The following is a 23,885-nucleotide window of genomic DNA, read 5'->3' as shown; positions in this document are numbered from 1 at the left end:
GACCGGGGTCGGCGCCAAGGCTGAGGCCGGCCCCGGGGCCGGCCGTGCCCGGGCTGCTGTGGCCGGCCCCGGCGGGCGGCGCGCCCTCGGCCGCCTCCGCCGTCGCGAGTCCGGTAGCGTCAGTGGTCATCCCGCTCACCTGTCTCCTCTGTCTCCTCGTCGGCGGCCGTCCACGCGACCACGTAACTCCGCGCGGGCAAGCCCGGCGGATTGGCTGTTTCCCGCACCCGTACGTCGTACGGGACGCCCCCGGCCACCACGCGCAGTCGGCCGGTGTCCGCTGCCACCACCCGGAAGTCGGCCGGTCGGCCGCGCAGTCCGGTGCCGCGCGCCTTGGCGACGGCCTCCTTGGCCGCCCAGAACCGCGTGAACCACACGGCCCCGCTGTCTCCGCCGTCCCGTACCAGCCCGTCGAGCAGTGCCAACTCCTCGTCTCGGCACGCTGCTTCGACGGTGGCTCGTGACCGGTCCGCGACCTCCTCGACGTCGATGCCGCACGGGCCGCGTCGAGCGATGGCGACGCCGGTCTCCGCACAGTGCGCGAGGGAGACGGCGATGCCGTCCACCACCCGCCCGTGCACGCCGTGCACGAGGGGCCGGCCGGACTCGTCGTTGCGTACGGCGATCTCGGCCGGATAGATCTCGCCCGCGCCCTCCCGCCACAGCAGGCCGCGCACCGCGTCCTTGGCCGCGATCCGCCCGAGCAGCCAGTGCCGCCGGCGGACGGGCGGAAGCCGCTCGTACCGGGCGCGTTCGGCGCTGCCGAGCATGTTGCGCATGATCAGTTCACGGGTCGCGAGATCCGGCCAGCGCTCGCAGACCTGGGCCCAGCCTTCCGGCCGCAGCGTGGACAGCGTGTTCTCGCCCGGGAACCGGTCCACCGCCCGGATGCCGGGGTCGGTATCGAACCGGCGGTCCGTCCACCCCGTCAACTCGGCCCACACTCGGCCGTCTTGGGTGAGTTGCATGTCCGCCGTGAGGGTGCTGCCGGTGACCTCGGTGATGCGGATCGCGCACATCAGGCGCGAACCGGGGCGGGGCTCGGGGCCGTGGAAGCGGATGCGGTCCATGCCCACGGGGAGGACGGTGGTGCGCTCGGTGAGCGTGGCCATGATCCAGTAGCCGAGCAGCTGGCCGACGTTGTCGAGCAGCGCGCCAGGCGCCTCCGGCGCGGTGAGCAGCCCGCGTACGTGCCGGTCGCCGATCGCGGTCAGCTCGGTGACCCCCTGGAAGCGAGGGCCGTGGAACATCCACCGCTCGCTGTAGAGCTGCTCGGCGCGCAGCTCCGGTACGCGCTCGGCGGCCGGGTCGACGGGCCACGGCGCGGGCGGGTCCGTGTGACCGTCGGCCAGTTCGACTACGGCGCGGGCCGACCCTGTCAGGCCCACCTCGACTCTGTCCGACGTCGCCTGATGCACCGTCACCGAAACGTTCACGGCCGGGATCGCCTCGATCCACTTGAGCAGCCGCACCTGATGCAGCGCGACCGCGCGCAGGCCGGGCGCCGCGCGTTCGGCGATGTCCATGAGGTGCCGGATCACCGTGGTCGCGGGCACCACCGGCCACCGGTCGACGGCATCGGGCCAGCCCGGCCGCTGCCGGAAGAAGCAGTGATCGAGCAGGTAAGGCATCCGCGCTACATCGATGCGCAAGGACGCGGGGATGTCGGGGGCGCGCGAGGGTGCGTGGGCCGGCGCCGGGGCCGGTGGGCGGGGCGGCGTGGGCGTACGGTCGTACGCCTGTTGCCGCTTCGCCCGCTGTACGGGCGTCGGCCCGGCCGGGGCGCGATGCGCGGGAAGCCGGGGCTCGGGCGGCTCCGGACTCCTGGGGCGGGCGCGCCCTTGCCGGGCGGCGGCGATGAGGTCGGCTGCCGTGGCCGCGGTATCACCGAGCAGCGCGGACAGCTCGGCGGCCATCGGGAACCCGGCCCCCACCCGTTCGAGCCGCGCCAACGGGTCACCGTCGGCGGCGTCGCTGACGCGCGGCGGCCCGGCTTCCGTGGCAACGGCCGGGCGGGGGTGGGTTTCTGAGGCAGTGGCGGGTGTTCGGGACTCGGCCGTGTCGACGACGAGGCGGTGTCCGGTTCCCTGAGTCTTTGGTGGGTGGGGGCCGACCGTACCGGCAGCAGACGCGTTCGGGCCGTCCCCGTCCCCGTACCTACTGGCGACGCGGCCCCCTGACCCTTCGCCCGCACCGGCCGTCGGTCCGGCGAGCAGCCCGGTGAGGATTCCCCGGTCCTGCGCGGGCAGTGACACCAGCGCCCCGCCGAGGTCGAGCCGGAAGCCGGGGCGGGCCGGGCGGTCGGCCCGGGAGGCGGCGGCCGTGGAGATGCCGGCCGAGGCAACGTCGGCCGGGCCGAGCAGCGGGCCCACGTCCGGCTCGGCGCCGTCCGTCCACAGCGCGGTGACCACCCTGCGGAGCTGCGCCAGGCTGTCCCGCGACCCCGCGTGCGCGGAGACGACGAGCCGGTCCCGGCCGGTCAGCGTGTCATCGATCAGCGAACCGAGCTGGCCGGCGCCCAACTGGACGAAGGCGCGGAAGCCCGCGTCATGCATGGCGGAGATCAGCAGCCGGAACCGTACGGGTTCCAGCAAGTGCCGTACGAACAACTCCCGTACGCCGTCCGGGTCGTCCGGATACGGCGCGGCGGTCGTCGCCGACCACACCGGGGTGGTCGGCGGGCGCAGCGTGTACGTCTCGGCGGCGGCCCGGATCGGCGCCAGGTACGGCGCGAGCATCGGCGTGTGGAATCCGGAGCGGAACGGCAGCACCTGGCCGATCACACCCTGGGCCCGCAGACGCAGCACGATGGCGGTGACCGCCTCCTCGGGGCCGCAGATCATCGACTGGTTCGGGGCGTTGTCGTGCGAGAGCACCACGTCGTCACGGCCGGCCAGTTCGGCGCGCACCCGGTCCGCGGCCAGCCCGAGCACGGCGAAGGCGGCGCCCGGTACGCGCAGCGCGTCGGGGTCGAAGTCGGCGAGGAAGGCGTCGACTTCGTCGGCCGCGTGCATGCCGCCGCAGGCCATGGCGGTCCACTCGCCCACGCTGTGCCCGGCGACCGCGTCGGGCGTCACGCCGAGCCGCCGCAGCGCGGCGTCGAGTACCCGGCCGAGTTGGAACACGGCCGCACCGTGCCGCCCGACGTCGCCGACCTCCGCCCCGCCGGGCGACCAGTCGAGCCCGAACCGCTCTGCCAGTTCGGCGACGCGCGGCTCGAACTCGGCCTCCAGACCGGGAAAGACGAATGCCGTACGCCCCCCGGCCGCGCCGAGCAGCGGCCGGGGGCTGAACCACACGTCACTGCGGCCCCGCCAGGGCGCTCCCTTGGCCACGGCCTTGCGAGCCAGCGCGAGCCTGCGCCGCGTGGGGTCGACGACGCCCAGCCGGCACGGATCGCCCACCCGGGCGCGTTCGTCCAGCCCGGCGGCGAGCACCGCCGAGTCGTCGCCCGCCAGCACCTCGGCCAGCGCGGTGGGGGAGGCGGCGGCGAGCCGCAGCACCCGCTCCGGCTCGGTCACGGAGATGCGGGAGGTGCCGGGGGTGGGGGCGCTGAGGGGCTCTTCAGCTGCCGGGCTCGTACGGGTGCCAAGGCCCGTACGGTCGGCAGGGCCCGTACGGTCGGCGGGGGCCGCGCGGTTGGCGGGGGCCGCCGGGAAGCCGGAGTCCGTGCGGAAGCCGGAGTCCGTGTGAGTGTCCGGGACGGTACGGGTATGGGCACCGGAGTCCGTACGAGCATCGTCCGGAACCGTACTGGCCCCCCGGCGCGCGTTAGCGACCGTACGGGCTGCGCCGACGGCCTCCACGAGCACCACATGGGCGTTGATCCCGCCGAAGCCGAACGCGTTGACGCCCGCCCGGCGCGGGGCGCCGCTCGCGGGCGCGTTCCACGGGCGGGCCCGGTCGAGTGGTGCGAAGCGGGTGCGGGCGAGCGCCGGATGGGGGTCGTCGCAGTGCAAGGTGGGCGGCAGTACGCCGTGGTGCAGCGCGAGCGCCGCCTTGATCAGGCCGGCGATGCCCGCCGCCGGCATGGTGTGGCCGATCATGGATTTCACCGAGCCGATGGCCGCCCGGTCGGCGGTCCCGCCGCTGGTGCCGCCTGGGCCGAACACCTCGGCCAGCGTGTCGAGTTCGGCACCGTCACCGGCCGGTGTCGCGGTGCCGTGCGCCTCCAGCAGCCCCACGGAGTCCGGGACCCTCGGGTCGAGGCCCGCCGCGTCCCACGCCTGGCGTACGGCGCGCACCTGGCCGCCGGAGTCCGGGTTGAACAGGCTCGCCGATCGGCCGTCCCCGGCCACTCCGGTGCCGGCCACCACGGCATAGATGCGGTCGCCGTCGCGTTCGGCGTCGGCCAGCCGCTTGAGCACCACGATGCCCGTGCCCTCGCCGATCAGCACACCGTCGGCGGCGCGGTGCAGGGGGCGGCTGCGCTGGCTGCGCGACAACGCGCCGAGCTGGCTGAAGACGCTCCATAGCGTGATGTCGTGGCAGTGGTGCACGCCGCCCGCGAGCATGACGTCGCACCGGCCCGCGCCGAGTTCGCGCACCGCGTGATCGACCGCCACGAGCGAGGAGGCGCACGCCGCGTCCACGGTGTAGGCGGGGCCGCACAGGTCCAGGCGGTTGGCGATGCGCGACGCGGCCAGGTTCGGTACCAGGCCGATGGCCGACTCGGGCTGTTCGGGGCCGAGTCGGGCGGTGAAGGCCGCCCGGACCCGCTCCAACCGCTCGTCGTCGATTTCGGGCACCAACTCGCGCAGGGTGCGCACTACTTGATGGGCAGTTCGCACCCGCTGGTCGAGCCGGGCCAGGCCCGGCGTGAGGTAGCCGCCCCGGCCGAGTACGACACCGGCCCGCTGCCGGTCGGCGGGCAGTACCCCGTAGCCGCCCGCGTCCTCCACGGACCGGTGGGCGACGTCCAGCGCGATCAGCTGATCGGGCTCCGTCCCCGCGACCGAGGCGGGCATGACGCCGAACCGGGTGAGGTCGTACGCGATGTCCTCGTCCACGAAACCCCCGCGCCGGCAGTAGACGCGATCGGCCCGCCGCGGGCCCTCCGGCGCGTAGAACTCCTCGTCCCAGCGCCCGGCGGGCACTTCGGTGATCGAGTCCACGCCGCCCGCGATGTTCCGCCAGTAGCCCTCCAGGTCCCTGGCTCCCGGGAAGAGGGCGGCCATGCCGACGATGGCCACCGGGACCGTACGGACCGGTGCGGGCGGCCGCGTACGGGAGGCCCCGACCGGGGCTGCCGCCCGAACGTGACCCGCTGCCGCCCGGACTCCACCCGCCGCCGCCCGGCCGCCACCGCCCGCCGCCCGGACCCCGCCGGTCACCATCCGGACGCCGTATAGAGGACCGAGTGCACCGTGGGCGCGCCCCAGGCGAGTTCGCGCAGCAGGCTGAGCGGGCCCTCCTCGGGGTCGATGAGCTTGATGCCGCGGGCGGCGTACGAGCGCATCAGCTCGGCCGTCACCATGCCGCCGCCGCTCTCCGCCGCCGCCCAGGGCCCCCAGTGCACGGTCAGCCCCCGGCGGCCGGGGGTCGACCAGCGGCGGCCGAGCTCCTCCAGCGCGTCGTTGGCCGCCGCGTAGTCGCACTGCCCGCGGTTGCCCAGTGCGGCGGCGACGCTGCCGAACAGCACCGCGAACCGAGGTCCGTCGGCCAGCGCCCCGGCCGCGTCGAGCAGTACGCGCGCGCCGTCGACCTTCGTGGCGAACACCCGCCGGAAGGACTCGGGCGACTTCTCGGCGACCAGCCGGTCCTCGATGACCCCCGCCGCGTAAATGATCCCGTCGAGCCTGCCGTGCTCGGCGTGGATGTCCTTCACCGCCGCCCGTACCGCCTCCTCGTCGCGCACGTCGACCGAGCGATAGCGCACCGGGCTGCCGAGACTCCGCAGGTCGGCGACGGTGGCTCGTACCTCGCGTTCGGCGAGCACGGCCGACACGGCGCGCTCGATCTCGGCGGGCGAGCCCGCCCCGGCGGCGATGAACGCGGCCCGCAGCCCGTCCCGGCCCACGGCCCCCGCCGTCTTCGGGTCCTCGGCCGTGGCGGGTGCCGGGGTGCGGCCCAGCAGTTCGATCCGGCACCGGCTCGCCGCTGCGAGCGCGCGGGCGACGCGCGCCGTGATGCCCCGCGCGCCCCCGGCCAGCAGTACCACCGAGTCGCGGTCGAGCCCGGCGGCGGCGGCCTCCGCGCCGCCGTCGCCCGCCGGACCCGCGCCGGTGGCGGCGAGCGTGCCGAGACCGGTACGCGTCGGGCGCAGCGCGCGCCGCCGCCCGCCGTCGGCCAGGACGACCGGTTCCCGGTCCGCGAGGGCTTCTGTGAGGGTTTCCGTGGCGGATTCCGCGGTGGCTTTCGCGGCGGATTCCGCTACGGGACCCATGGCGGCTTCCGCAGCGGCGAGTTCGGTGACGAGCGCCTCCGCCACCGTCTCCGGACTGTCGTCCGCTCCCACCTCGACGAGGGTCACGGCGATGTCCTCGTACTCGCGGGCCAGGCTGCGGAAGAAGCCCCGCAGGCCGCGCGCCGGCCCCGCGTCCCGGCGCTCGACGGCGAGCAGCCGCCGCAGGCCGCTGTCCGCCAGCACCGCCTTGAACAGCGGGAACGCGTCGGGGAGCGAGGTCTCGGGAGCCTCGAAGGCGTGCAGGTACACGACGGTGCCGCCGCCGAGCCGCTCCGGGGGCCGGTCGCCGGGCACGATCTCGGGGTGCGCACCGGCGGCCCGCAGCCGTTCGGCCAGGAGCGGGGCGAGGACCCCGCCGCCCAGCAGCGTCACGGTGCCGCCGGGGGTGAGGGAGGCGGCGACCGGCGGCAGGTCGGTCTCGACGAACTCCAGGCGCTGCGGCGGGATGACGACGGCTTCAGCGGTGATCGGCGCGACGGCCTCCGCAGGGCCGGTGGTCGCCTCGGCCGCTTCCGGGGCCCCGGCCTCCGGGCCGCCGAGCCTGGCGACGAGCAGACCGGTGATCGCCGCCGCCGTACGCGCCGAGCTGACCTCATCGAGATCCGCGCCGTCGCCCAAGGGCAGGCCGAGTCGAGTGGCCAACTCGCCTGCTATTTCAGCCCTCTTGATGGAGTCGACACTGAGGTCGGCCTCCAGGTCCAGCTCCGGTTCGATCATGTCGACCGGATAGCCGGTGCGCTCCGCGACGACGGACAGCACCGATGCGAGCACCGTGCTCCGGTCGGCGGCGACGCCCGAGGGCGCGGCTTCGGATACGGGCGCGGTTTCGGGTACGGGCACTGGTACGGGCTCCCGGGGAGCGCCAAGCGCGATCGCGGGCGCGCTGGCCGGCCTGGCGATCGGCTCGGGCGCCACGGCAGCGTCCGGGGCCGTCGCAGCGGGCGGCGGCTCCGTACCTCCCAGGTAGCGCAGCAGCACATCGCGCTGCGCCGCTACCATCTCCCGGCTGCTGCGCAGGAATTCGGCGATCAAGGCATCCGGACCGGACGGCAGGGCGGCGCCGTCCCGAGTGGGGTTCTCCGGCACGATCAGCTCCGTGAGGGGGCGGGCGGGGTGCAGGGCGTTGGGCAGGAGGGTGCCGTCGGCACGTCGGACGAGTTGACCGTTCACGGTCCAGCCGGCCGCGGTGGGCGCGTCGGCGCTCTCCGCGTCGACGGCGTCGCGTCCTTGGAACAGCCGCCCGGTGCGTACATCGGCCCCGGCGACGGCTAGTTGGGCGACGGCGGCGAGGAATCCGTACAGCCCGCCGCGCCGGCCGCCGCCGTCCAGCGCGACCGTGCGGTGCGGACGGTCGCCGAGTACGGCGGAGACCAGCCGGCTCAGCACCCGGCCGGGACCCGCCTCGGTGAAGATCCGGGCCCCCGCCGCGTACATGGCCTCGATCTGCTCGGCGAACCGGACCGGCGCGCCGATCTGTTCGGCGAGCCCGGCCCGTACGGCGTCCGGGTCGGCCGGATACGGGGCGGCCGTGCTGTTGGCCCAGACCTGAACGGACGGCGCGCGTACGGGCAGCGTCTTCAGCGCGCGGGCGAACGCGTCGCCCGCATCGGCCATCAGCGGGCTGTGGAATGCGCAGGCCACCTGGAGCCGCTTCGCCGCGAGACCCGCGTCCCGCAGGTGGACGACGGCCGCGTCGATCGCCCGCGTCGGCCCGGAAACCACGGTCTGCCGGGGCGAGTTGCGGTTCGCGGTGACGACCTCGCCCGCGAGCCCGGCGAGCGCCAGCACCTTGTCGACCTGCTCGGCCGTCGCCGTGACCGCCGCCATCGCGCCGGGGTCGCCGCCGCGGACCCGGGAGAGGATGGCCTCGGCGCGGGCGGCGCTCGCGGTGAGCAGGTCTTCGGGCGTCAGGGATCCGGCGACGGCCAGCGCGACGAGTTCGCCGTAACTGTGGCCCGCGGTCATATCCGGGCGCACCCCGACGGTGGCGAAGAGTTCGGCGGCGGCGAGCCCGGTGATGCCGAGCGCGGGCTGGGCGACGGCGGTGTCGGTGAGCCGGGCGAGCTGCGCTGCGGCGGTCGCGTCGTCGAAGGCGGCGGGCGGGTGGAGGGCGTCCGCCCAGCGGGAGCCGAGCCGGAGGCAGCCGTGCAGTTCGGGGAAGGCCACGAAGAGATCCGCGAGCATCCCGGGGCGCTGACTGCCCTGACCGGGGAAGAGGAACGCCAGTTTGCCGCCGTTGAAGGCACCTTCGCCCCCTCGGCTCTCTCGGCCCCCTCGGCCCTCTTCGCCTTCTTCGCCTTCTTCGCCGGGTTCTTGGGCGCGGGCCGTGAAGAGCCCCGCCCCCGGGTCATCCGCCCCCTCGACGGCTCTGCGCAACAGGTGGGCCAGCTCCGGCACGCTGTCGGCCAGGAGCGCGATCCGGACCGGCTCGCCCCGCGCGGCGGACGAATCACTGCGCCGGGCGGCGCTACGCGCGTAGTCACGCAACCTCCACGTTCCCTCGCGTTCAACCAGGCCGAGCAGCGCGTGGGCGCCCCGCCGGGCGGCGGTGTCGTCCCTGCCCCGGAAGGTGAACAGCTCGGCCGGCCACTCGTCGAGCGCGTGGGCGGCCGGGACCTGGGCGTGTGCGCGGAGAACGACATGGAAGTTGGTGCCGCCGAAGCCGAAGGCGCTCACCCCCGCGATCCGATCGGCCGGTTCCGCGGCCCAGGGCCGCGCCGCGGAGTGGAAGACGAACGGGCTGCGGTCGGCGTCCCAGGCCGGGTTCGGCTGCCGTACGTGCAGGGTCGGCGGCCGCACCCCGTGGTACACCGACAGGGCCGCCTTGATCAGCCCGGCCAGCCCAGCGGCGCACTTGGTGTGGCCGATCTGCGACTTCACCGAGCCGACGGCGCAGCTGCCGGGAGCGGCCCCGGCCTCGGCGAACACCGCGGTGAGCGTGGCCAGTTCGGTACGGTCGCCGACGACCGTACCCGTGCCGTGCGCCTCGACGAGGCCGACCCGCGCGGGGGAGACTCCGGCGTTGCGGTAGGCGCGGGTGAGCGCGGTGCGCTGGCCTTCCGGGCGCGGGGCGGTCAGACCGAGGGCGCGGCCGTCGCTGGCGCTGCCGACCCCGTCGATCACGGCGTAGACGCGGTCGCCGTCGCGTTCGGCGTCGGCCAGCCGTTTGAGCACGACGCAGCCGACGCCCTCGCCGAGCGCGATTCCGTCGGCCGACCGGTCGAAGGTCGCCGAGCGGCCGGTGGGCGAGAGGGCGTGTACGGAGGAGAAGAGCAGATAGTCGTTGATGCCGTTGTGCAGGTCCGCGCCGCCGCACAGCACCAAGTCGCTGGTGCCGGTGGTCAGTTCCTTGCACGCCACGTCGACGGCGGTGAGCGAGGAGGCGCAGGCCGCGTCGACGGTGTAGTTGGCGCCGCCGAGGTTGAGGCGGTTGGCGATCCGGCCGGCGATGACGTTGGCGAGCACGCCGGGGAACGAATCCTCGGTCAGGCGGGGCAGCTGTTCGTCGAGCGCGGCGGGGAGTTCGCCGACGTAGGCGGGCAGGACCGTGCGCAAGGTGGTCGCGTTGGCCAGGTCGCTGCCCGCCTCGGCCCCGAAGACCACCGACGTACGTGCGTGGTCCCGCTCCGTCTGGCCGGCGTCCGCCAGGGCGCGCCGGGCGGCCTCCAGCGCGAGCAGCTGCACCGGCTCGATGCTGCTCAGCGAGGCGGGCGGGATGCCGAAGCGCAGCGGATCGAAGGGGATCTCGGGCAGGAAGCCGCCCCATCGCGACGGGGTGTGCTCGCCGTCGCCGTCCGGCGCGTAGTACCGCGCCGGGTCCCAGCGCTCGGCCGGCACCTCGGTGACGCAGTCCTTGCCGGCCAGTATGTTGGCCCAGAACGCGGCCGTGTCGGGGGCTCCGGGGAACATGCCCGCCATGCCCACGACGGCGATGCGCAGCGGTGCGGGCGCGGGCTGTTCGGCGGGCTGCGGGGAGAGACCCAGGGTGGCGCGGACGGCCTCCTTCCGGGCCCGCAGCCAGTCGGCGGCCCCGTCGCCCACCGAGCGGTGGAGGGCGGCGATGGTGGTGACCTCGTCGCGCAGCACGCAGACCTCACCGGCCATGAACATGCCCTCGGCGTCCTGCCGGCCCTCGTCCACGGGGCGCAGGCCGGAGCCGACGCGCTCGATGCCCTTGCTGGCCAGCCGCAGCCTGCCGACGTTGAACTCTTCGAGCCGCGCCCACCTCTCGCGGTCGGGCATGCCCCGCGCGCGGAGTCGTTCCTTGAGGCCGGCGAAGTCGGCGGTGAACGCGCTGTGCGCGCAGCGGGTGGCGTGGCCGGGCGCGGTCTCCAGGAGGTCGGTCCGCTCGGCGGCGAGAATCCGCCGCTGGAACAGCGGCTGGACGGCCCCGGCCCGTACCGCTTCCTCCGTGAACAGGTAGGCGGTGCCCATGAGTACGCCGAACGCGACGCCCGCGCGGGTCAGCGGCGCGGCGAGGGCGGCGACCATCGCGGCCGAACGCTCGTCGTGCACGCCGCCCGCGAACAGGACGGTGATGTCCGCGGCGGCCGTCGCCGCCCCTGCCCTCTCCGGTTGAGTCGCCGTCGCCACGAAGTCGAGCAGCACCTCGATCTGGGCCTCCCAGAGCGGGAAGCTGTTGCGCGGGCCGACATGCCCGCCGCACTCCGCGCCCTCGAAGACGAACCGGCGTGCGCCCTCCGCGAGGAACTGCCGCAGCAGCCCCGGCGACGGTACGTGCAGGAAGGCGGCGATGCCCGCCGCCTCCAGGTCGGCGGCCTGCGCGGGCCGGCCGCCGGCGATGATCGCGTGGGTCGGCCGCAGCTGCCGTACGACCTCCAGCTGCGCGGCCCGGATCTCCTCGTCGGCGAACCCGAGGACGCCGACGCCCCAGGGCGCGTCGCCGACCGCGTCGCGGGTGCGCTCCAGCATCGTCCTGGTCTGCTCGGCGTCGCTGAGCGCCAGCGCGAGGAACGGCAGCGCGCCGCCCTCCGCGACGGCGGCGGCGAACTCCGGGCGGTCGCTGACGCGGGTCATGGGCCCCTGGACGATGGGCAGCCGGGTACCAAGAGCCCGCGCCCCGGGGGAGTGGGCGCCGAGCGCGGCCGCGCTCGCGCCGTCCTCGACGGTGCCGACGAGCGCGGCGCGGATGCCGCGTACGACCTCGGCCACCGTCGTCCAGCGGCGGGCGAAGGAGGCGGCGAGGAAGGCGTCCTGACCGACGGGCAGAAACTGGGTCCGCAGGTCGTCACCGCCGATCACTGCCTCGAACTCGGCTCGCTCGGAAGGCAGTTGAGGGGTACCGGGGCCGCGTCGCAGCAGGACGCGGGTGCCGTGGTGCAGTACGGTCTCCGAGCCGTCGAGCCCGCTGAGCGCCTCGGTGATCTCCAGTGGCAGCTCCGCTTGGTCCAGCAGCGCGAGTTGGGTGTCGAGCACGACCCCCGCCGCGCCGCCCGCCACGGCGGCAGCGGCGGTGTGCACGCCGATGCCGCCCCAGGCCCAGACGGGCACGTCGGTGCCGGTGGCGCCGAGGAGCTGTTGCAGCAGGACGAAGGTGCTCAACTCTCCTACTCTTCCGCCGCTTTCCGTACCGCGTGCGATGAGCCCGTGGGCTCCGCCCTCGACGGCTCGTACGGCCTCGGCGAGATCGGTGACCTCGGCCAGGACCCGGCGGCCGGCGAACTCTTCGGGCCGCCGGTCCGGATCGGCGAGCAGCACGAACTCCGCTCGGTCGGGCAACTCGCTCCTCGAAGCCGTGCAGTTGGGTCGGACGCGTATGCCGAACGGCCGGGTCGACCAGCGGTCGGTACGGTCGAGGAGCTCCGCGATCCTTCCGGGGTCACCAGCGGGCAGTTCCAGTACGCCGAGCGCGCCCGCCGCGCAGGCGGCGGCGGTGAGCCGGGGCGACGGCCGGTGCACGGGGTTGACCGCGATGATCGCGCCCGGCTGTGTACCGGGGGAGGGGTGCGGCGAACCGGTGGCGAGGTGTCCGGACTCGGGTGCGGGCTGGGCGGACCCGGGCGTCGCGGAGGGCGCGTTGGACGGTCTTGGACCCGGCATCCTCATGGGCTCTCCCGACTGCGTGATCGGTCAACCAGCTGATGGTGCGTAGTAGACGGGACGATTTTCCGAGAGGTCAACTGTCCACTCCCTACAGCTGGTTACTCTCCGTCGATCATGTGCGACGTGCCCACTGCCGGGCATTTCGCCCCTAGTGGCCCAACGGACCGCGGCTTTTCGCGGCCGCCATCCCCGAGTAACGCAATAGAGATGAAATTGTCATGCCCACATAACTGTGTGCCTATCGATGGGACACTGATTGTGGGACAGATCACAGTCCGGTTGCGCGGTTTTCGGGGAGGGGCCACCAGCTGGAAGCCGCCCGGACCGGAGGCGGCGAGCCGTGCAGCGGCGGGGTGTGAAGCGGCGGGCGAGGCATGAGGCGGCCGGGTGTGAAGCGGCGGGGTGTGCAGCGGCCGGGTGGAAGCGTCGGGACGCGAAGCGCCGGAGCGTCCGTAATGGACACGGGACCGGTACGGGGCCGTCCGCGACCGGTGCCGGATCGGTACGGTGGCCGCTCAGGGTCGCCCGGAGGGCAGCGGAAGGGCAGTTCGCCATGGCTGAAGCAACCGCGCCAGTGACCGTCGCCCTCATCGACGACCACCCCGTCGTGCTCGCGGGTATCGAGTCCTGGTACGCCGCCTCCGAACGGCCGATCACCGTGGTGGCGAAGGGCGCCGACACCGCACTCGCCCTGACCGGCGTGGGAAGCACCGCCGATGTCGTGGTCCTCGACCTCCAGCTCTCGCGCGGCGCCCCGGTCTACCACGAGCTGAAGCAACTCGTCGCGATGGAGCGGCAGGTGGTCGTCTACACCATGCAGGAGAGCCAGGACGCCGCGCTGACCTGCCTCGACCTGGGAGCGTTCACCTTCCTGACGAAGGCCGAGGGAGAGGACCACCTCGTGGCGGCGACGCTCGCCGCCGCCGACTGCCGCCCCTATACGCCCCCGGCCCTCGCCGGAGCCTTCGGCAGCGACGTCCGGCTGGGCCGCCCCTCGCTCGCCCCGCGCGAGGTGGAGGTGCTGCTGGAATGGTTCCAGTCGGAGTCCAAGGCCATGGTCGGGCTCAGCCTCGGGATCTCGGTCCGCACGGTCAACACCTACCTCGACCGGGTGCGGATCAAGTACGCCAACGCCGGCCGTCCGGCGCCGACCAAGGCGAACCTCGTCGCCCGCGCCATTCAGGACGGCTGGGTCTCGCTCGACGAACTGTGAGCGGGTGACGGGGCGTCAAGCGGAGCGTCGGCCGACCCGGAGCCGTCGGCGGTGCCGCCCGGCACGGCGCACGCCGCCTCGACCCACAGCCGCCCCTCGCTCCGCACCGTACGCACCTGGACGCCCGGATCGCCCGAGACCGGGATGTCCGTGCGCGGGGCGTCGGTGACGACGCTGACCCGCACCCGCCCGCCGCCGCGCACCACGGTCGCGCGGGCGGCGTGCTCGGCCGTCGTGAGGGCGGCGAGCACGGGTTCGGTCAGCGCGCGCCGCAGCTGTCGCGGCACCGGCGCGGGCGTGCCCCGCACGGCGAGCTGTACGTCCACGCCGTTGCGCTCCGCGACCCCGATGCACGCCCGCAACTCGTGCACCAACGGGTCGGCGGCCTGGTCCCGTTCCGCGAACAGCCGCCGCAGCCGGGCGGCCTCGAAGGCGCACCGGCGGCGCACCCGCTCGTCCGCCGGGTCCAGCGCCCCGCCGGACAGCCCGGCCAGCAACGGCAGCACGGAACGGCGCAGATCCTCGTAGCGCGCCCGCTGGTCCGCGTGGATCCGGGCGGACACCTCGGCCTCGGTGCGTACCCGCTCCTGCTCCCGCGCGGTCGCGCTCGCCGCCGCCGCGCACCCCCGCAGCAGCCCCGCCATGACCGCGGCGGCCACCTGGAACGCGCAGATGACCATGGCGCTGACGGCCATCCCCGCCGCGACCTGACGCGACGGCGCCCCCGCCGACAGCAGCTGAGCCAGCGTGAGCGCCACGCAGCCGCCGATGAACAGCAGCGTCCACCGCAGCCTCTCGCCGTACAGCAGCAGGACTCCGAACCAGCCGATCTCCAGGAACGACCAGTGCGGCGTGGCGAGAAAGTGTGTGGCGGGCAACTGGCTGGTGGCGACGGCCGACGCGGCCAGCGCGAAGCCGAGCCCGGTGACGGTCCAGAGCCGCCGCCGGGCCCGGCCCCGCGCGCCGAGGAGCAGGTCCACCGCCATCACCAGGGTGAGCACGCCGAAGGCGGCGAACTGGACCCAGGGCCGCCGGTAGTGGTCGAGATTGGACAGCAGGGCGGGCAGCGCCAGCCCGAAGTGGACGGCGGCGAGGATGACCAGACCCGCCACGCGCAGCCCGCCACGCATGTCGTCGGCGATCCGTTCCGTCAGTGCCTCTGACATGTCTGATATCTCAGACATACGGCCACTCCATCCGTACCGTCGTGCCCCGGCCCGGCGCGGAGTCGACGGTCGCCCGGCCGCCGACGGCCGCCATGCGCTCGACCACCGACCAGGCGAGCCCCCGGCAGTGAGCGGGTACGAGCGTCACATCGAACCCGGCGCCGTCATCGCTGACGGTCACGGTGACCCGTTCGCCCGCTCGCTCCGCCCGTACCGTGGCGTGGCCGACACCCGAGTGCAGCGCCACATTGCGCAGCGCCTCGGCCACGCCGCCGCGCAGCGCCACGACCGCCGGATGCCAGGCGCTGCCGAGCCCGCCCGCGAACTCGGCGCGCACCCGCAGCGGATGGCCGGCGATCTCCTCCCGGAGCTCCTCCGCCACCTCCGACTCCCCGGTCGTCACCCGCTCCGCCGCCAGCTGCCGCAAGTCCTCGGCCGCCTGGCTCCGCAGGACATCGCCGGGGATCGACTGTCCGCGCACCGCGACCATCAGCAGCGTGGCGCACGCCGTGTCGTGCAGCGTCGCCAGATACTCGCGCTCGGCGGAGCGCTGGGCCTGGGCGACCTCGTGGCCGCGCCGGACCGCGGCGGTCCTCGCGGCCGCGGCGTCGGCGGTGCGGCTGCTGCGCAGGACGAGCCGGTACAGCCCCTGGGCGAGCGTCGACTGCACCAGCAGCCAGCCCACATTGGGCAGCGCGTACGCCCAGCCGTCCGGCCGGTCCAGCATCGCCCCGGCCAGATCGGCGGCGGCGAGATACAGCGTCAGTCCGAGCGCGAGCGCCGCCGGGTACACCAACTGGTACGACACCGCCACGATGCTGACCGCCACCAGCACCCAGGTGCTGCCGTGCAGCGTCTGCGTCGCGGGGATGGTCAGCGCCTGGCTGAGGCACAGGCCGGTCAGCACCGCCACGTCGGCGGCGAGCAGCAGACGGGGCCGCCGCCGGGCCGTGCCGAGGCGGTAGTGCACCGCGCTCCACCCGAGCAACCCGGCCGCGGCGGCCACGGCGGCGGGCATCGCGTCCGCGGGCATCGCCGGTGGGGCGAGCAGCGCGCAGGTGCACACCACGACCGCGCGGATCCGGTGCGCGTACCGGCGTCCGAAGCTCACGAACTCCCGCTCGGCGGGGCCGGGGCCGGGGCCGTTCGGGTCGCTGGGGCCGCCCACGGAGGACGACGTGATCGTGCCGGACCGTATCGGCGGCGGCCCGGTGCCCGGCGCTCCTGGCCCGTAGGGCCCATCTGGCGCGTACGGCCCGCCTGGCGCGTACGGCGTCCCTGGCCCGTACGGCCCGCCTGGCGCGTCTGTTCCATCCGGCCTGTCAGGTCTGTCCGGTTCGAGTGCCACGCCGCACTCCCGTCCGCCGGGATCCGCCGTCGATTGTCGGTCGATTGACCGTCACACGTCCGCGGCCGCCGACGATAGCGTCTGTCAGGTCAGCGTGCGGACCACTCCGGCACCTTGCCGGTTCGGGCCCGTACATCGCCGGAACGTCCTCACCGCCCGGCCCGGGGCACCGACCGGTGCTCCGGGCTCCGTGCCGGGGCGTCGCGTGGTCGTCCCGGCCGAGACCGTCCCGGCCGAGACGCCGGACCTCCCAGCCCGGAGCGCCGGGTCTCCTGCCCCACGGGGGTGGGCAGGGGCACCCGGCCGAGGGCGCTTCCGAGGGCGGTTCCGGGGGCGGTTCCGAGGCGGGTCCCGAGGGAGGCTCCGAGGGAGGCTCCGAGGGCGTGCGCCGCCCGCGTTCGCCGGCCCCGCGCGCGGCGCTGGCCGACCCCGCACCCTTGGCGGACCCGCTCTGATCAGGCTGATAGCGTCTCTGCCGAAAGTGAGGGCACGTCAGGATCGTGCCGCCGGGACGGGGAGGAACGAACGCGCGATGATGGGCCATTCGCACGCCATGAGCGGTGCGCTGATCTTCGCGGGCACCGCGTCGTACCTGCCGCCGATGCTGATGCACACTCACCTGTCGCCGCAGGAAATACTGATGGGCACCGTGCTCTGCGCCGGTGCCGCGCTGCTGCCCGATCTGGACCACCACGACGGCACCATCGCCAACTTCCTCGGCCCGATCTCCAAGACGCTGTGCCGCTTCGTCGCCTGGATCTCCGGCGGCCACCGGCACGCCACGCACTCGCTGTTCTTCGTGGCCTTCATGACCCTCGGCAGCTGGGCGGGGGTGACCTACCTGGGCCGCCCGTTCACCCTCGCCATGTCCTTCTTCCTGCTGGCACTGGCCGTACGGGCACTCAACCTCTGTCCGCCCGGGCACGGTTTCTCCGCCTGGGGCACCATCGTGGCGATGGCCGGGATGGGCACGGCGGTGCTCGCCAAGTTCATCCCCTCGGCACCGGGCTGGCTGCCGTACGCCATCGGGCTGGGCTGCATGGCGCACCTGCTGGGCGACTCCATCACCAAGATGGGCGCGCCCTGGCTGTGGCCGCACAAGAAGCGCTACGAGATCGTGGTGATCAAGCACACCGGCAACAAGCTGGAGACGGAGATCCTCACTCCCATCATGGGCGTGGCCACCGTCATCCTGCTCTGGTTCACCGCGCTGTCGCCGAACGCCATCAGCTGAGCGGCCCCCGGCCCGCCCGATCTCCCCTCAGCTCTCCTTCCGTACGCGTACGGTCCGCAGCGTCGGGTCCATCGCGTCCGGCAGGTTCATTCCGCCCTCGACGCCGGTCCGCAGATACCGCAGCACGGGGTCCGTCAGCCGCTCGCCGGGCAGCACGGCGGGGATGCCGGGCGGGTACGGGGTCAGCATCTCGGCGGCCACCCTCCCCGCGGCCTCTCCCACGGGCACGGTGTCGGTCGGGCCGAAGAACGCGTCGCGGGGCAGACACGCCTGTTCGAGCCGGAGTTCGCCGGACGGCGGAACGTCGATGACCGGTGACGGACGCAGCTCCTGCGCGTGTCCGGCCAGCTCGCGCAGGGCCCCGGTCAGCGCGCCCGTGGTCGCTTCGTCGTCGGCGTGCGTGATCTGGGCGCTGATCCTGCGGTGGTCGGCGAGGTGCGCGTCGATCCGGTGGTGCTCGCGGAGCCAGTCCGCCGCGCGGTAACCCGTGGTCCCCAGCCCCCGGACGTCGATCACCACGGGGAGGGGGTCGAACTCGGCGGCCAGGCCCGGCCCGCAGAAGTCGTCGCGGTCGTTGACGTGCAGCCCCTCGATCCCCTCGATGGCCGCGCGCACCTCGGCGGCCAGCTCCAGGGCGTGGCTCATCAGCCGGTGCCCGTCCAGGGCCATCTGCCGCCGCCAGCCGTCCATTCCGGCGTAGAGGAGCACGGAGGGGCTGGTGGTGCCCAGCAGATCGGCCCGCGAGGCGAGGACGGCGGGATCGACCAGGCCGCCCTGGAGGTGGAAGACGGAGCCCTGCTCCAGCCCGCTGCCCATCTTGTGGATGCTGGTGACGCAGACGTCCGCACCGGCGTCCATCGCCCAGGAGGGCAGGTCGGGATGGAACGGCAGATGCGCGCCCCACGCCTCGTCCACGATGAGCGGCCGCCCGCGCCGGTGGCACACCTCGGCGATGGCCGGGAGGTCGGCGCAGCCGCCGTACGGGGTGGGGCTCGTGACCAGCGCGCCCATGGCGTCCGGGTGCTCGGCGAAACCCTGCTCGAACTCGGCCGCGGACGGCGGGTGCGCCAGGTGCAGCCGGTCGTCCCAGCACGGGTCCGCCCACACCGGCCGCACCCCGGAGAGGATCAGCCCCGAGACCACCGACTTGTGGGCGTCGCGGCCCACCAGCAGCTTCTCGTGCGGACCGGCGACCGAGAGCATCGCGGCCTTGACGGAGAGGGAGCTGCCGCAGGTGGAGAAGAAGGTGTGCTCCGCGCGCACGGCATCGGCCATCAGGGCCTCGGCCCGTTCCAGCACGCGGCCGGTGGTGCGCCGGTCGTCGAGGCCGCCGGACGCCAGCAGATCACCGTAGAAGACGGCGTCACCGAGCACGTCGCGCACTCGCGGGTCCGCCCCGCGCGCCTGTTTGTGCCCGGGCGGAGTGAAGGACAGTTCCTTTGACTCGCGGTAGCGGACCAGTGCGTCGAGTACCGGCGCCTCATTGTGGTCGATGTGGTCGACGTGATCGTCTTGATCGACAGCCATGGACAGACGACTGCCCGTGACGGCGCGGGACCAATCCCTTTCCGCGGCGGGCCGCGAATTCCCGCCAGTCAGCTGATTGTCGATCAACTTCCGTGCGGAGCAAAGGACAAGAAGTCTTTATGTGCCGACCGCCCTGGTGGTCAGGCCTTCACTTGATTGGCGGATGAAGCGGAACAGGTGTCACCGGTGGGCGTAGGGGTACTCCTCCGGCACCCGCCCGTTGAACGAGCGAAGAGAACGGACGTGTTGAACCGGCCGAGCGGACCGAAGAGAGTGAACGGACCGTACGGAATGAACGGGCCGATCGGACCGAACAGAGTGAGCGGACCGTACGCAATGAACGGGCCGAATGGATAACAGTGCAGGTGGGGCAGGTAGCGATCGACTGGAGGCGGCATGACCATTTCCCGTGATGCGGCGTGAGTACGTCCGGGCGGCACCCTTCTCCGGCGGGAGAGCCGCGGCCCCCCACTGGTAAATCGCAGCCTTCGGCGGGAAGACCGCGGCCTTCGGCAGGAGAGCCGCGGCCTTCAGCGGGAGGAACGCGTCTTTCCACGGGAGAGCCGCGGCCTTCAGCAGGAGGGCCGCGGCTCGCTCGCGCCGAAGGGCCGCAGCGGCTGCCCGTACCGCGCGTCATCGCCCCCGGCATCGAGGGGCCGGAGGACGTGATCGTGGACGGCGCGGGCCGGATCCTGGCCGGAGCCGCGGACGGGAGCATCTGGCGGCTGGCGCTCCCGGAGGCGGCCGGGGACGCTCGCCCCGAGGTCGTCGCGCGCACCGGGGGCAGGCCGCTGGGCATGGAGGCCGTACCCGGCGGCGGGCTGCTCGTGTGCGACGCGGAGCGCGGCCTGCTGCGGGTGGACCCGGAGACGGGGGCCGTGGCCACCCTCGCGGACGAGGCGGCCGGCGCGCCCCTGCGCTTCTGCAGCAATGCCGCCGCCGCGGCGGACGGCACCGTCTACTTCACGGTCTCCAGCCGCCGTTACGGCCTTGACGACTGGCTCGGCGACATACTGGAGCACACCGGCACGGGGCTGCTGCTGCGTCTGCGCCCGGGCGGGGATCCCGAAGTGCTGCTGGACGGGCTCCAGTTCGCCAACGGCGTGGTGCTGGCCCCGGACGAGTCCTTCGTCGCCGTGGCGGAGACCGGTGCCTTCCGCGTCAGCCGCTTCTGGCTGTCCGGCCCCCGCGCCGGACAGCACGACGTTCTCGTGGAGGACCTGCCCGGCTTCCCCGACAACATCTCCCGCGACGCCGACGGCTTGTTCTGGATAGCTCTCGCCGGGCCGCGCGTGCCGGGCCTGGACTGGCTGCACCGCAGGGGCCCGGCCGCAGGACGGATGGCGTGGACCGCGGCGAAGCGCGTCCGGCCCCGGCCGAACCGCACCGTACGCGTCCTGGCGGTGGGCACGGAGGGCGGCATCGTCCGCGACCTGCGGTGCGGCGGGAGCCCGTACCGCATGGTCACGAGCGTCAGCCGGCACGGGGCGCACCTGGTCATGGGAAGTCTGCTGGAACGGGGCATCGCCATCAGCGACCTCTCTCCGGCGGCGGTGTCCCCGGACGGCGGCGGTTAAGCGGTGATCATGAAGGAGGAGAACGGAACCGGTGGATCAGTGGCCGGGGCGGCAAGCCCATTTTCGTACGGCCTCGAACATGTCGTGTGGGGTTCGTGGGCCGTATGGGATGGCAATATCCGGGGCATTAGCCGGAGGCAACCGCTTCCGTCTCTTCTCCGCTCCTTCTCTGCCGCTTCACCGCTCCACCACTTCTCTGCCGCTTCCCCCCTTCTTTGCTTCCCTGCTTCTCCAGCCCCTCTGGTTCTCCGGATCTCCGGCTATCCAGCTCTCCGACTCTGCGGTTCTTCGTGACGACGTACGGGTGCCGATGCCCGCATCGACCCGTTCGGGAGAGCCGGTTTGTATCGGCTTTGCTACGGGATCCCTCATACGCCGCCGGATGCGTGTCATTCGGCGCAGAGATTGTGTGTTCATCTTTAAGATTGCGGGATGTACATAGCCAGCACACTTCCCAACGGGGTGATCCGGTGATCGGTCGCGACGCCACCGACGAGCAGTGGGAGGGCCTGGCCGAGGTCGTCCCCCTGCGCAGTCGCAACGCATGGCCTTCCTGGCCCAACCACCGGGCGCTGCCCGAGGAGGAACCCGACGAGGAGCAGCGCCGGTTCGTCGTCATCAGAGTGCAGGTCTTCGCGGACGCCCGGGAGGTCGCCGAGTACCTGATCGCTCAGATCCCGGTCCTGCTCGACCTCAGCGTCGCCGACAGCGAGGTCGCCAAGCGCATCCTGGACTTCTCCAGCGGAGTCGTCTTCGGCCTGGGCAGCGCCATGCACCGGGTCGACGCGAACGTCTTCCTGCTGGCGCCCGTCGGCACCGAGGTCGCGGAGCCGGCGATCGGTTCCGGCGTACCCCGATCGTAGGAAGACCGGTCAGCTAAAACGGTTCGCCGTCCAGGTCGGTGCATACGGTCCGGTCATGGACGCACGCTGCGCCGGACCGGCCGCCACAGTTCGCCCGACCGCCCGCCCCACCGTCACCGAGATCAGGCTCTCCGCCTTCAAAACACACCGCAAAGCGACCTTCCCGCTTGGCCCGCTCACCCTCTTCACGGGTGCGAGCGGCAGTGGCAAGTCCTCCGTCCTCCAGGCGTACGAGGCGCTCGCCCGGCTCGCCGGCGGTGAGCCCCTCGACGCCGCCCTGGCCCCGGTGGCCGGCGGGAGCGCCGCGTGCGTGCCGCAGCAGGCCAGACCGGACGCGCAGGGGCGGCGCGGATTCCGCATCGGCTGCACGGTGGACGGACCGGCCGGCGAGGTCCGCCTCGACCTGGCCGTACAGGCCGAGCCCGAACTCCGCCTGGTCGGTGAGCGGCTCACCGGCGCCGGGTGCACGCTGCTCTCCAGCGCGCTGCGCGACCCCGGGCGGCGCAGCGTCCAGGCGGCCTGGCACACCGCCGGCGCCGTGCCCGTCACCCGCGCCCCGCTCCCCGACGACCTGCTCGGCACGGCACTGCTGCCGCTGCGGGTCGCGGGCAAGACGGCGGGTCAGCGACTCGTGCTCCAGGCCGCGGAACAGGTCGTGGTCGCGCTGCGCTCCGTCTTCGCCTGCGACCCGCGGCCGGAGCTGATGCGGGCCCCGGCGCAGGCGGCGGACGCGCTGCTGCGGAGCGGATGCGACAACGTTGCCGCGGTGCTGGGGCGTACGAGCACGGAGTGCGCCATCCGGCACACGGCCCTGGTCGCGGCGGTACGGGCCGGGTGCCGGGGGGCCACGGTGGACGGGCTGGCGGCGCGGGAGACGGAGGGCGGCCTCGTACGGGCCGTACTGGGGTCGGCGCCGGACGGCGACGGGATGCCGGTGGAGCGGCTGGGCGACGGTGAACTGCGCTACCTGGCGCTCGCGCTGGTCCTGCTGACCGGGCCTGGGGTGCTGGCCATGGAACGGGCCGCGGAGGTGCCCGCGGCGCGGCAGTCGTTGACGCTGCTGCTGGACGGGTTCGACCGGTGCCTCGACCGGCGGCAGGCGCGCGAGTTGCTGGGGCTCGCGGTGCGGATGTGTGCGCGGGGGCATATCAGGCTGGTGGGGACGGTGGGGTCGGCGGATGCCCTTGGCGTGGGGGAGGCGGGGGCCGAGTGGGGCGAGGAGGTGACGGTGGTAGACCTGGGGCGTGACCGAAACCCCTGATTCCGCACCTCACGACGGCTCCGCGTCTCCTGTTGGCGGCGCGTCTCCCAACGGCTCCATGTCTCCTGTTGGCTCCGCGCCTACCAACAGCTCCGCGCCTACCAACAGCTCCGCGCCTACCAACAGCTCCGCGTCTGACGACGGCTCCGCAGTTCGCGGCGGTTCCGCCCGCCGTGGCGGCTCCGCACCTTCCGCACCTCATGATGTCGACGCCCGTACGGCCGGCTCCGGCGAGGACGTACGGGCGCTTCAGCGCCGGCTCGTCGCGTTCGCGGCGGCGCGCGACTGGCAGCAGTTCCACACGCCCAAGAACTTGGCGGCGGCGCTGAGCGTCGAGGCGTCCGAACTCGTGGAGATCTTCCAGTGGCTGACTCCGGAGCAGTCGGCGCGGGTGATGGACGACCCAAAGTCGGCGGGGCTGGTCGAGGACGAGGTCGCCGACGTGCTGGCGTACCTGTTGCAGTTCTGCGAGGTGCTGGGGATCGACGCGCTGGCGGCGCTCGCGGCGAAGATCGACCGCAATGAGCACCGCTTTCCCGCGGTGCTCACGGTGCCCGCAAAAGCGGATCGGGGCGGTCCGGTTTCGGGATTTCGTCACTCTCCGGAGTGATTGAGATATCCACAGCGCATCTGGTATCCACAGATTTCTGCTTTCCCCTGGCTTTTCCGGCGGATAGTCATCACTCTGGGTAGTGAGGTCGGGAAGTCGAAGAGTGGGGACGGAACATGGAGGCACTGCGGCTCATCGGAGTCACACGGCACGCCCTGGCAGGAGCCAGCGGCGTGCGGGACATCGTCACGGAGGCATGGCAGGCACAGGCGTTGGCCCAGGCGATGGGCAGTCATCTGGCGGTCGCCGGACCGGCGGAGATACGGGCGGAGGCGTGCGGCCTGAGCGAGGCGGGGAGCCGGGCCTGCGGCGGGTTACGTCAGTCCGTCCTGCGCGACGGCGGGGTGCGGGCCACGCAGCTCTCCGAGATGCGGGACCCGCGGCGAGCCCTGCTGGGTCTCGGCGGACTGCTCGGAGAGGTGGGCATAGCTCTGGTCACGGTCGCTTCCGCCTCGGATGAGGACGGCGTGTACTGGCAGTGCCTAGAGGCGATCGACGCCGCCGACGAGTCCAGTGACCGGGTGCTCGGGCTACTGAGGCGCTTCGCAGTGCGGGAGCGGGGGCCTGACGACGCGTGGGCGCGGCGAGCGTGAGGCGGGTGTGGCGAGTAAGGCGAA

The 23,885-nt window shown here is 73.5% G+C and carries 12 protein-coding genes; 7 read left to right on the top strand and 5 right to left on the bottom strand.

Going from position 1 to position 23,885, the window contains the following annotated elements:
• Window positions 1-119: 119 nt before the first annotated feature.
• Both AC07AB_RS13300 and AC07AB_RS13295 read right to left on the bottom strand, forming a co-directional pair.
• Window positions 120-5,336 carry a type I polyketide synthase gene (locus AC07AB_RS13300; protein WP_478564807.1) on the bottom strand — a complete coding sequence of 1,739 codons (5,217 nt, stop codon included), beginning with the start codon at window positions 5,334-5,336 and terminating at the stop codon, window positions 120-122.
• Window positions 5,330-12,466 (bottom strand): SDR family NAD(P)-dependent oxidoreductase, encoded by a 7,137-nt coding sequence (locus tag AC07AB_RS13295; protein ID WP_478564804.1) that lies wholly within the window; start codon window positions 12,464-12,466, stop codon window positions 5,330-5,332. Before AC07AB_RS13295 ends, AC07AB_RS13300 begins: the two co-directional genes overlap by 7 nt.
• A gap of 556 nt (window positions 12,467-13,022) precedes the next feature.
• Between AC07AB_RS13295 and AC07AB_RS13290 the strand changes: the two genes are divergently transcribed.
• On the top strand, window positions 13,023-13,682 hold the full coding sequence (locus AC07AB_RS13290) for a response regulator (RefSeq protein ID WP_478564801.1): 660 nt from the start codon (window positions 13,023-13,025) through the stop codon (window positions 13,680-13,682).
• On the opposite strand, the gene AC07AB_RS13285 is transcribed toward AC07AB_RS13290, so the two are convergent.
• Together AC07AB_RS13285 and AC07AB_RS13280 are read right to left on the bottom strand one after the other, a co-directional pair.
• A complete protein-coding gene (locus AC07AB_RS13285; protein WP_478564798.1) occupies window positions 13,649-14,866 on the bottom strand; it encodes a hypothetical protein in 1,218 nt (405 codons plus the stop codon). The two genes, AC07AB_RS13290 and AC07AB_RS13285, sit on opposite strands and share 34 nt — an antisense overlap.
• Window positions 14,859-16,016, bottom strand: a complete 1,158-nt coding sequence (locus AC07AB_RS13280; protein ID WP_478564795.1) for a sensor histidine kinase — start codon at window positions 16,014-16,016, stop codon at window positions 14,859-14,861. The genes AC07AB_RS13285 and AC07AB_RS13280 overlap by 8 nt, the downstream gene beginning before the upstream one ends.
• Before the next feature lie 712 nt (window positions 16,017-16,728).
• Here AC07AB_RS13280 and AC07AB_RS13275 point away from each other — a divergent pair.
• On the top strand, window positions 16,729-17,430 hold the full coding sequence (locus AC07AB_RS13275) for a metal-dependent hydrolase (protein WP_478564792.1): 702 nt from the start codon (window positions 16,729-16,731) through the stop codon (window positions 17,428-17,430).
• Between the two features lie 27 nt (window positions 17,431-17,457).
• Here AC07AB_RS13275 and AC07AB_RS13270 read toward each other — a convergent pair whose 3' ends face one another.
• Window positions 17,458-18,957 carry an aminotransferase class I/II-fold pyridoxal phosphate-dependent enzyme gene (locus tag AC07AB_RS13270; RefSeq protein ID WP_478564789.1) on the bottom strand — a complete coding sequence of 500 codons (1,500 nt, stop codon included), beginning with the start codon at window positions 18,955-18,957 and terminating at the stop codon, window positions 17,458-17,460.
• A 617-nt stretch (window positions 18,958-19,574) separates the two neighbouring features.
• Between AC07AB_RS13270 and AC07AB_RS13265 the strand changes: the two genes are divergently transcribed.
• The 5 genes from AC07AB_RS13265 (at window position 19,575) to AC07AB_RS13245 (ending at window position 23,861) form a co-directional block, all read left to right on the top strand.
• On the top strand, window positions 19,575-20,534 hold the full coding sequence (locus tag AC07AB_RS13265; protein ID WP_478565427.1) for an SMP-30/gluconolactonase/LRE family protein: 960 nt from the start codon (window positions 19,575-19,577) through the stop codon (window positions 20,532-20,534).
• Window positions 20,535-21,004: 470 nt separating this feature from the next.
• Window positions 21,005-21,397, top strand: a complete 393-nt coding sequence (locus tag AC07AB_RS13260; protein ID WP_030884042.1) for a cell division protein SepF — start codon at window positions 21,005-21,007, stop codon at window positions 21,395-21,397.
• Between the two features lie 55 nt (window positions 21,398-21,452).
• On the top strand, window positions 21,453-22,658 hold the full coding sequence (locus AC07AB_RS13255; RefSeq protein ID WP_478564786.1) for an AAA family ATPase: 1,206 nt from the start codon (window positions 21,453-21,455) through the stop codon (window positions 22,656-22,658).
• Between the two features lie 58 nt (window positions 22,659-22,716).
• Entirely contained in the window at window positions 22,717-23,268 is a 552-nt protein-coding gene (locus AC07AB_RS13250) for a nucleotide pyrophosphohydrolase (RefSeq protein ID WP_478564783.1), read from the top strand.
• Window positions 23,269-23,384: 116 nt separating this feature from the next.
• Window positions 23,385-23,861 (top strand): DUF6099 family protein, encoded by a 477-nt coding sequence (locus tag AC07AB_RS13245; RefSeq protein WP_478564780.1) that lies wholly within the window; start codon window positions 23,385-23,387, stop codon window positions 23,859-23,861.
• Window positions 23,862-23,885 lie beyond the last annotated feature (24 nt).

The sequence above is a fragment of the Streptomyces sp. NPDC044033 genome (assembly GCF_056434425.1).
The sequence above is the reverse complement of the archived record's forward strand: the minus strand, read 5'-3'. Positions and strand labels throughout refer to the sequence as shown.

Excerpts from the sequence above, each read along its gene's own strand:
- AC07AB_RS13275 (WP_478564792.1), top strand. The coding sequence starts at position 16,729 with ATGATGGGCCATTCGCACGCCATGAGCGGTGCGCTGATCTTCGCGGGC.
- AC07AB_RS13295 (WP_478564804.1), bottom strand. The coding sequence starts at position 12,466 with ATGCCGGGTCCAAGACCGTCCAACGCGCCCTCCGCGACGCCCGGGTCC.
- AC07AB_RS13290 (WP_478564801.1), top strand. The coding sequence starts at position 13,023 with ATGGCTGAAGCAACCGCGCCAGTGACCGTCGCCCTCATCGACGACCAC.
- AC07AB_RS13300 (WP_478564807.1), bottom strand. The coding sequence starts at position 5,336 with ATGGTGACCGGCGGGGTCCGGGCGGCGGGCGGTGGCGGCCGGGCGGCG.
- AC07AB_RS13255 (WP_478564786.1), top strand. The coding sequence starts at position 21,453 with ATGGACGCACGCTGCGCCGGACCGGCCGCCACAGTTCGCCCGACCGCC.
- AC07AB_RS13285 (WP_478564798.1), bottom strand. The coding sequence starts at position 14,866 with ATGTCTGAGATATCAGACATGTCAGAGGCACTGACGGAACGGATCGCC.
- AC07AB_RS13250 (WP_478564783.1), top strand. The coding sequence starts at position 22,717 with ATGTCTCCTGTTGGCTCCGCGCCTACCAACAGCTCCGCGCCTACCAAC.
- AC07AB_RS13270 (WP_478564789.1), bottom strand. The coding sequence starts at position 18,957 with ATGGCTGTCGATCAAGACGATCACGTCGACCACATCGACCACAATGAG.
- AC07AB_RS13245 (WP_478564780.1), top strand. The coding sequence starts at position 23,385 with ATGGAGGCACTGCGGCTCATCGGAGTCACACGGCACGCCCTGGCAGGA.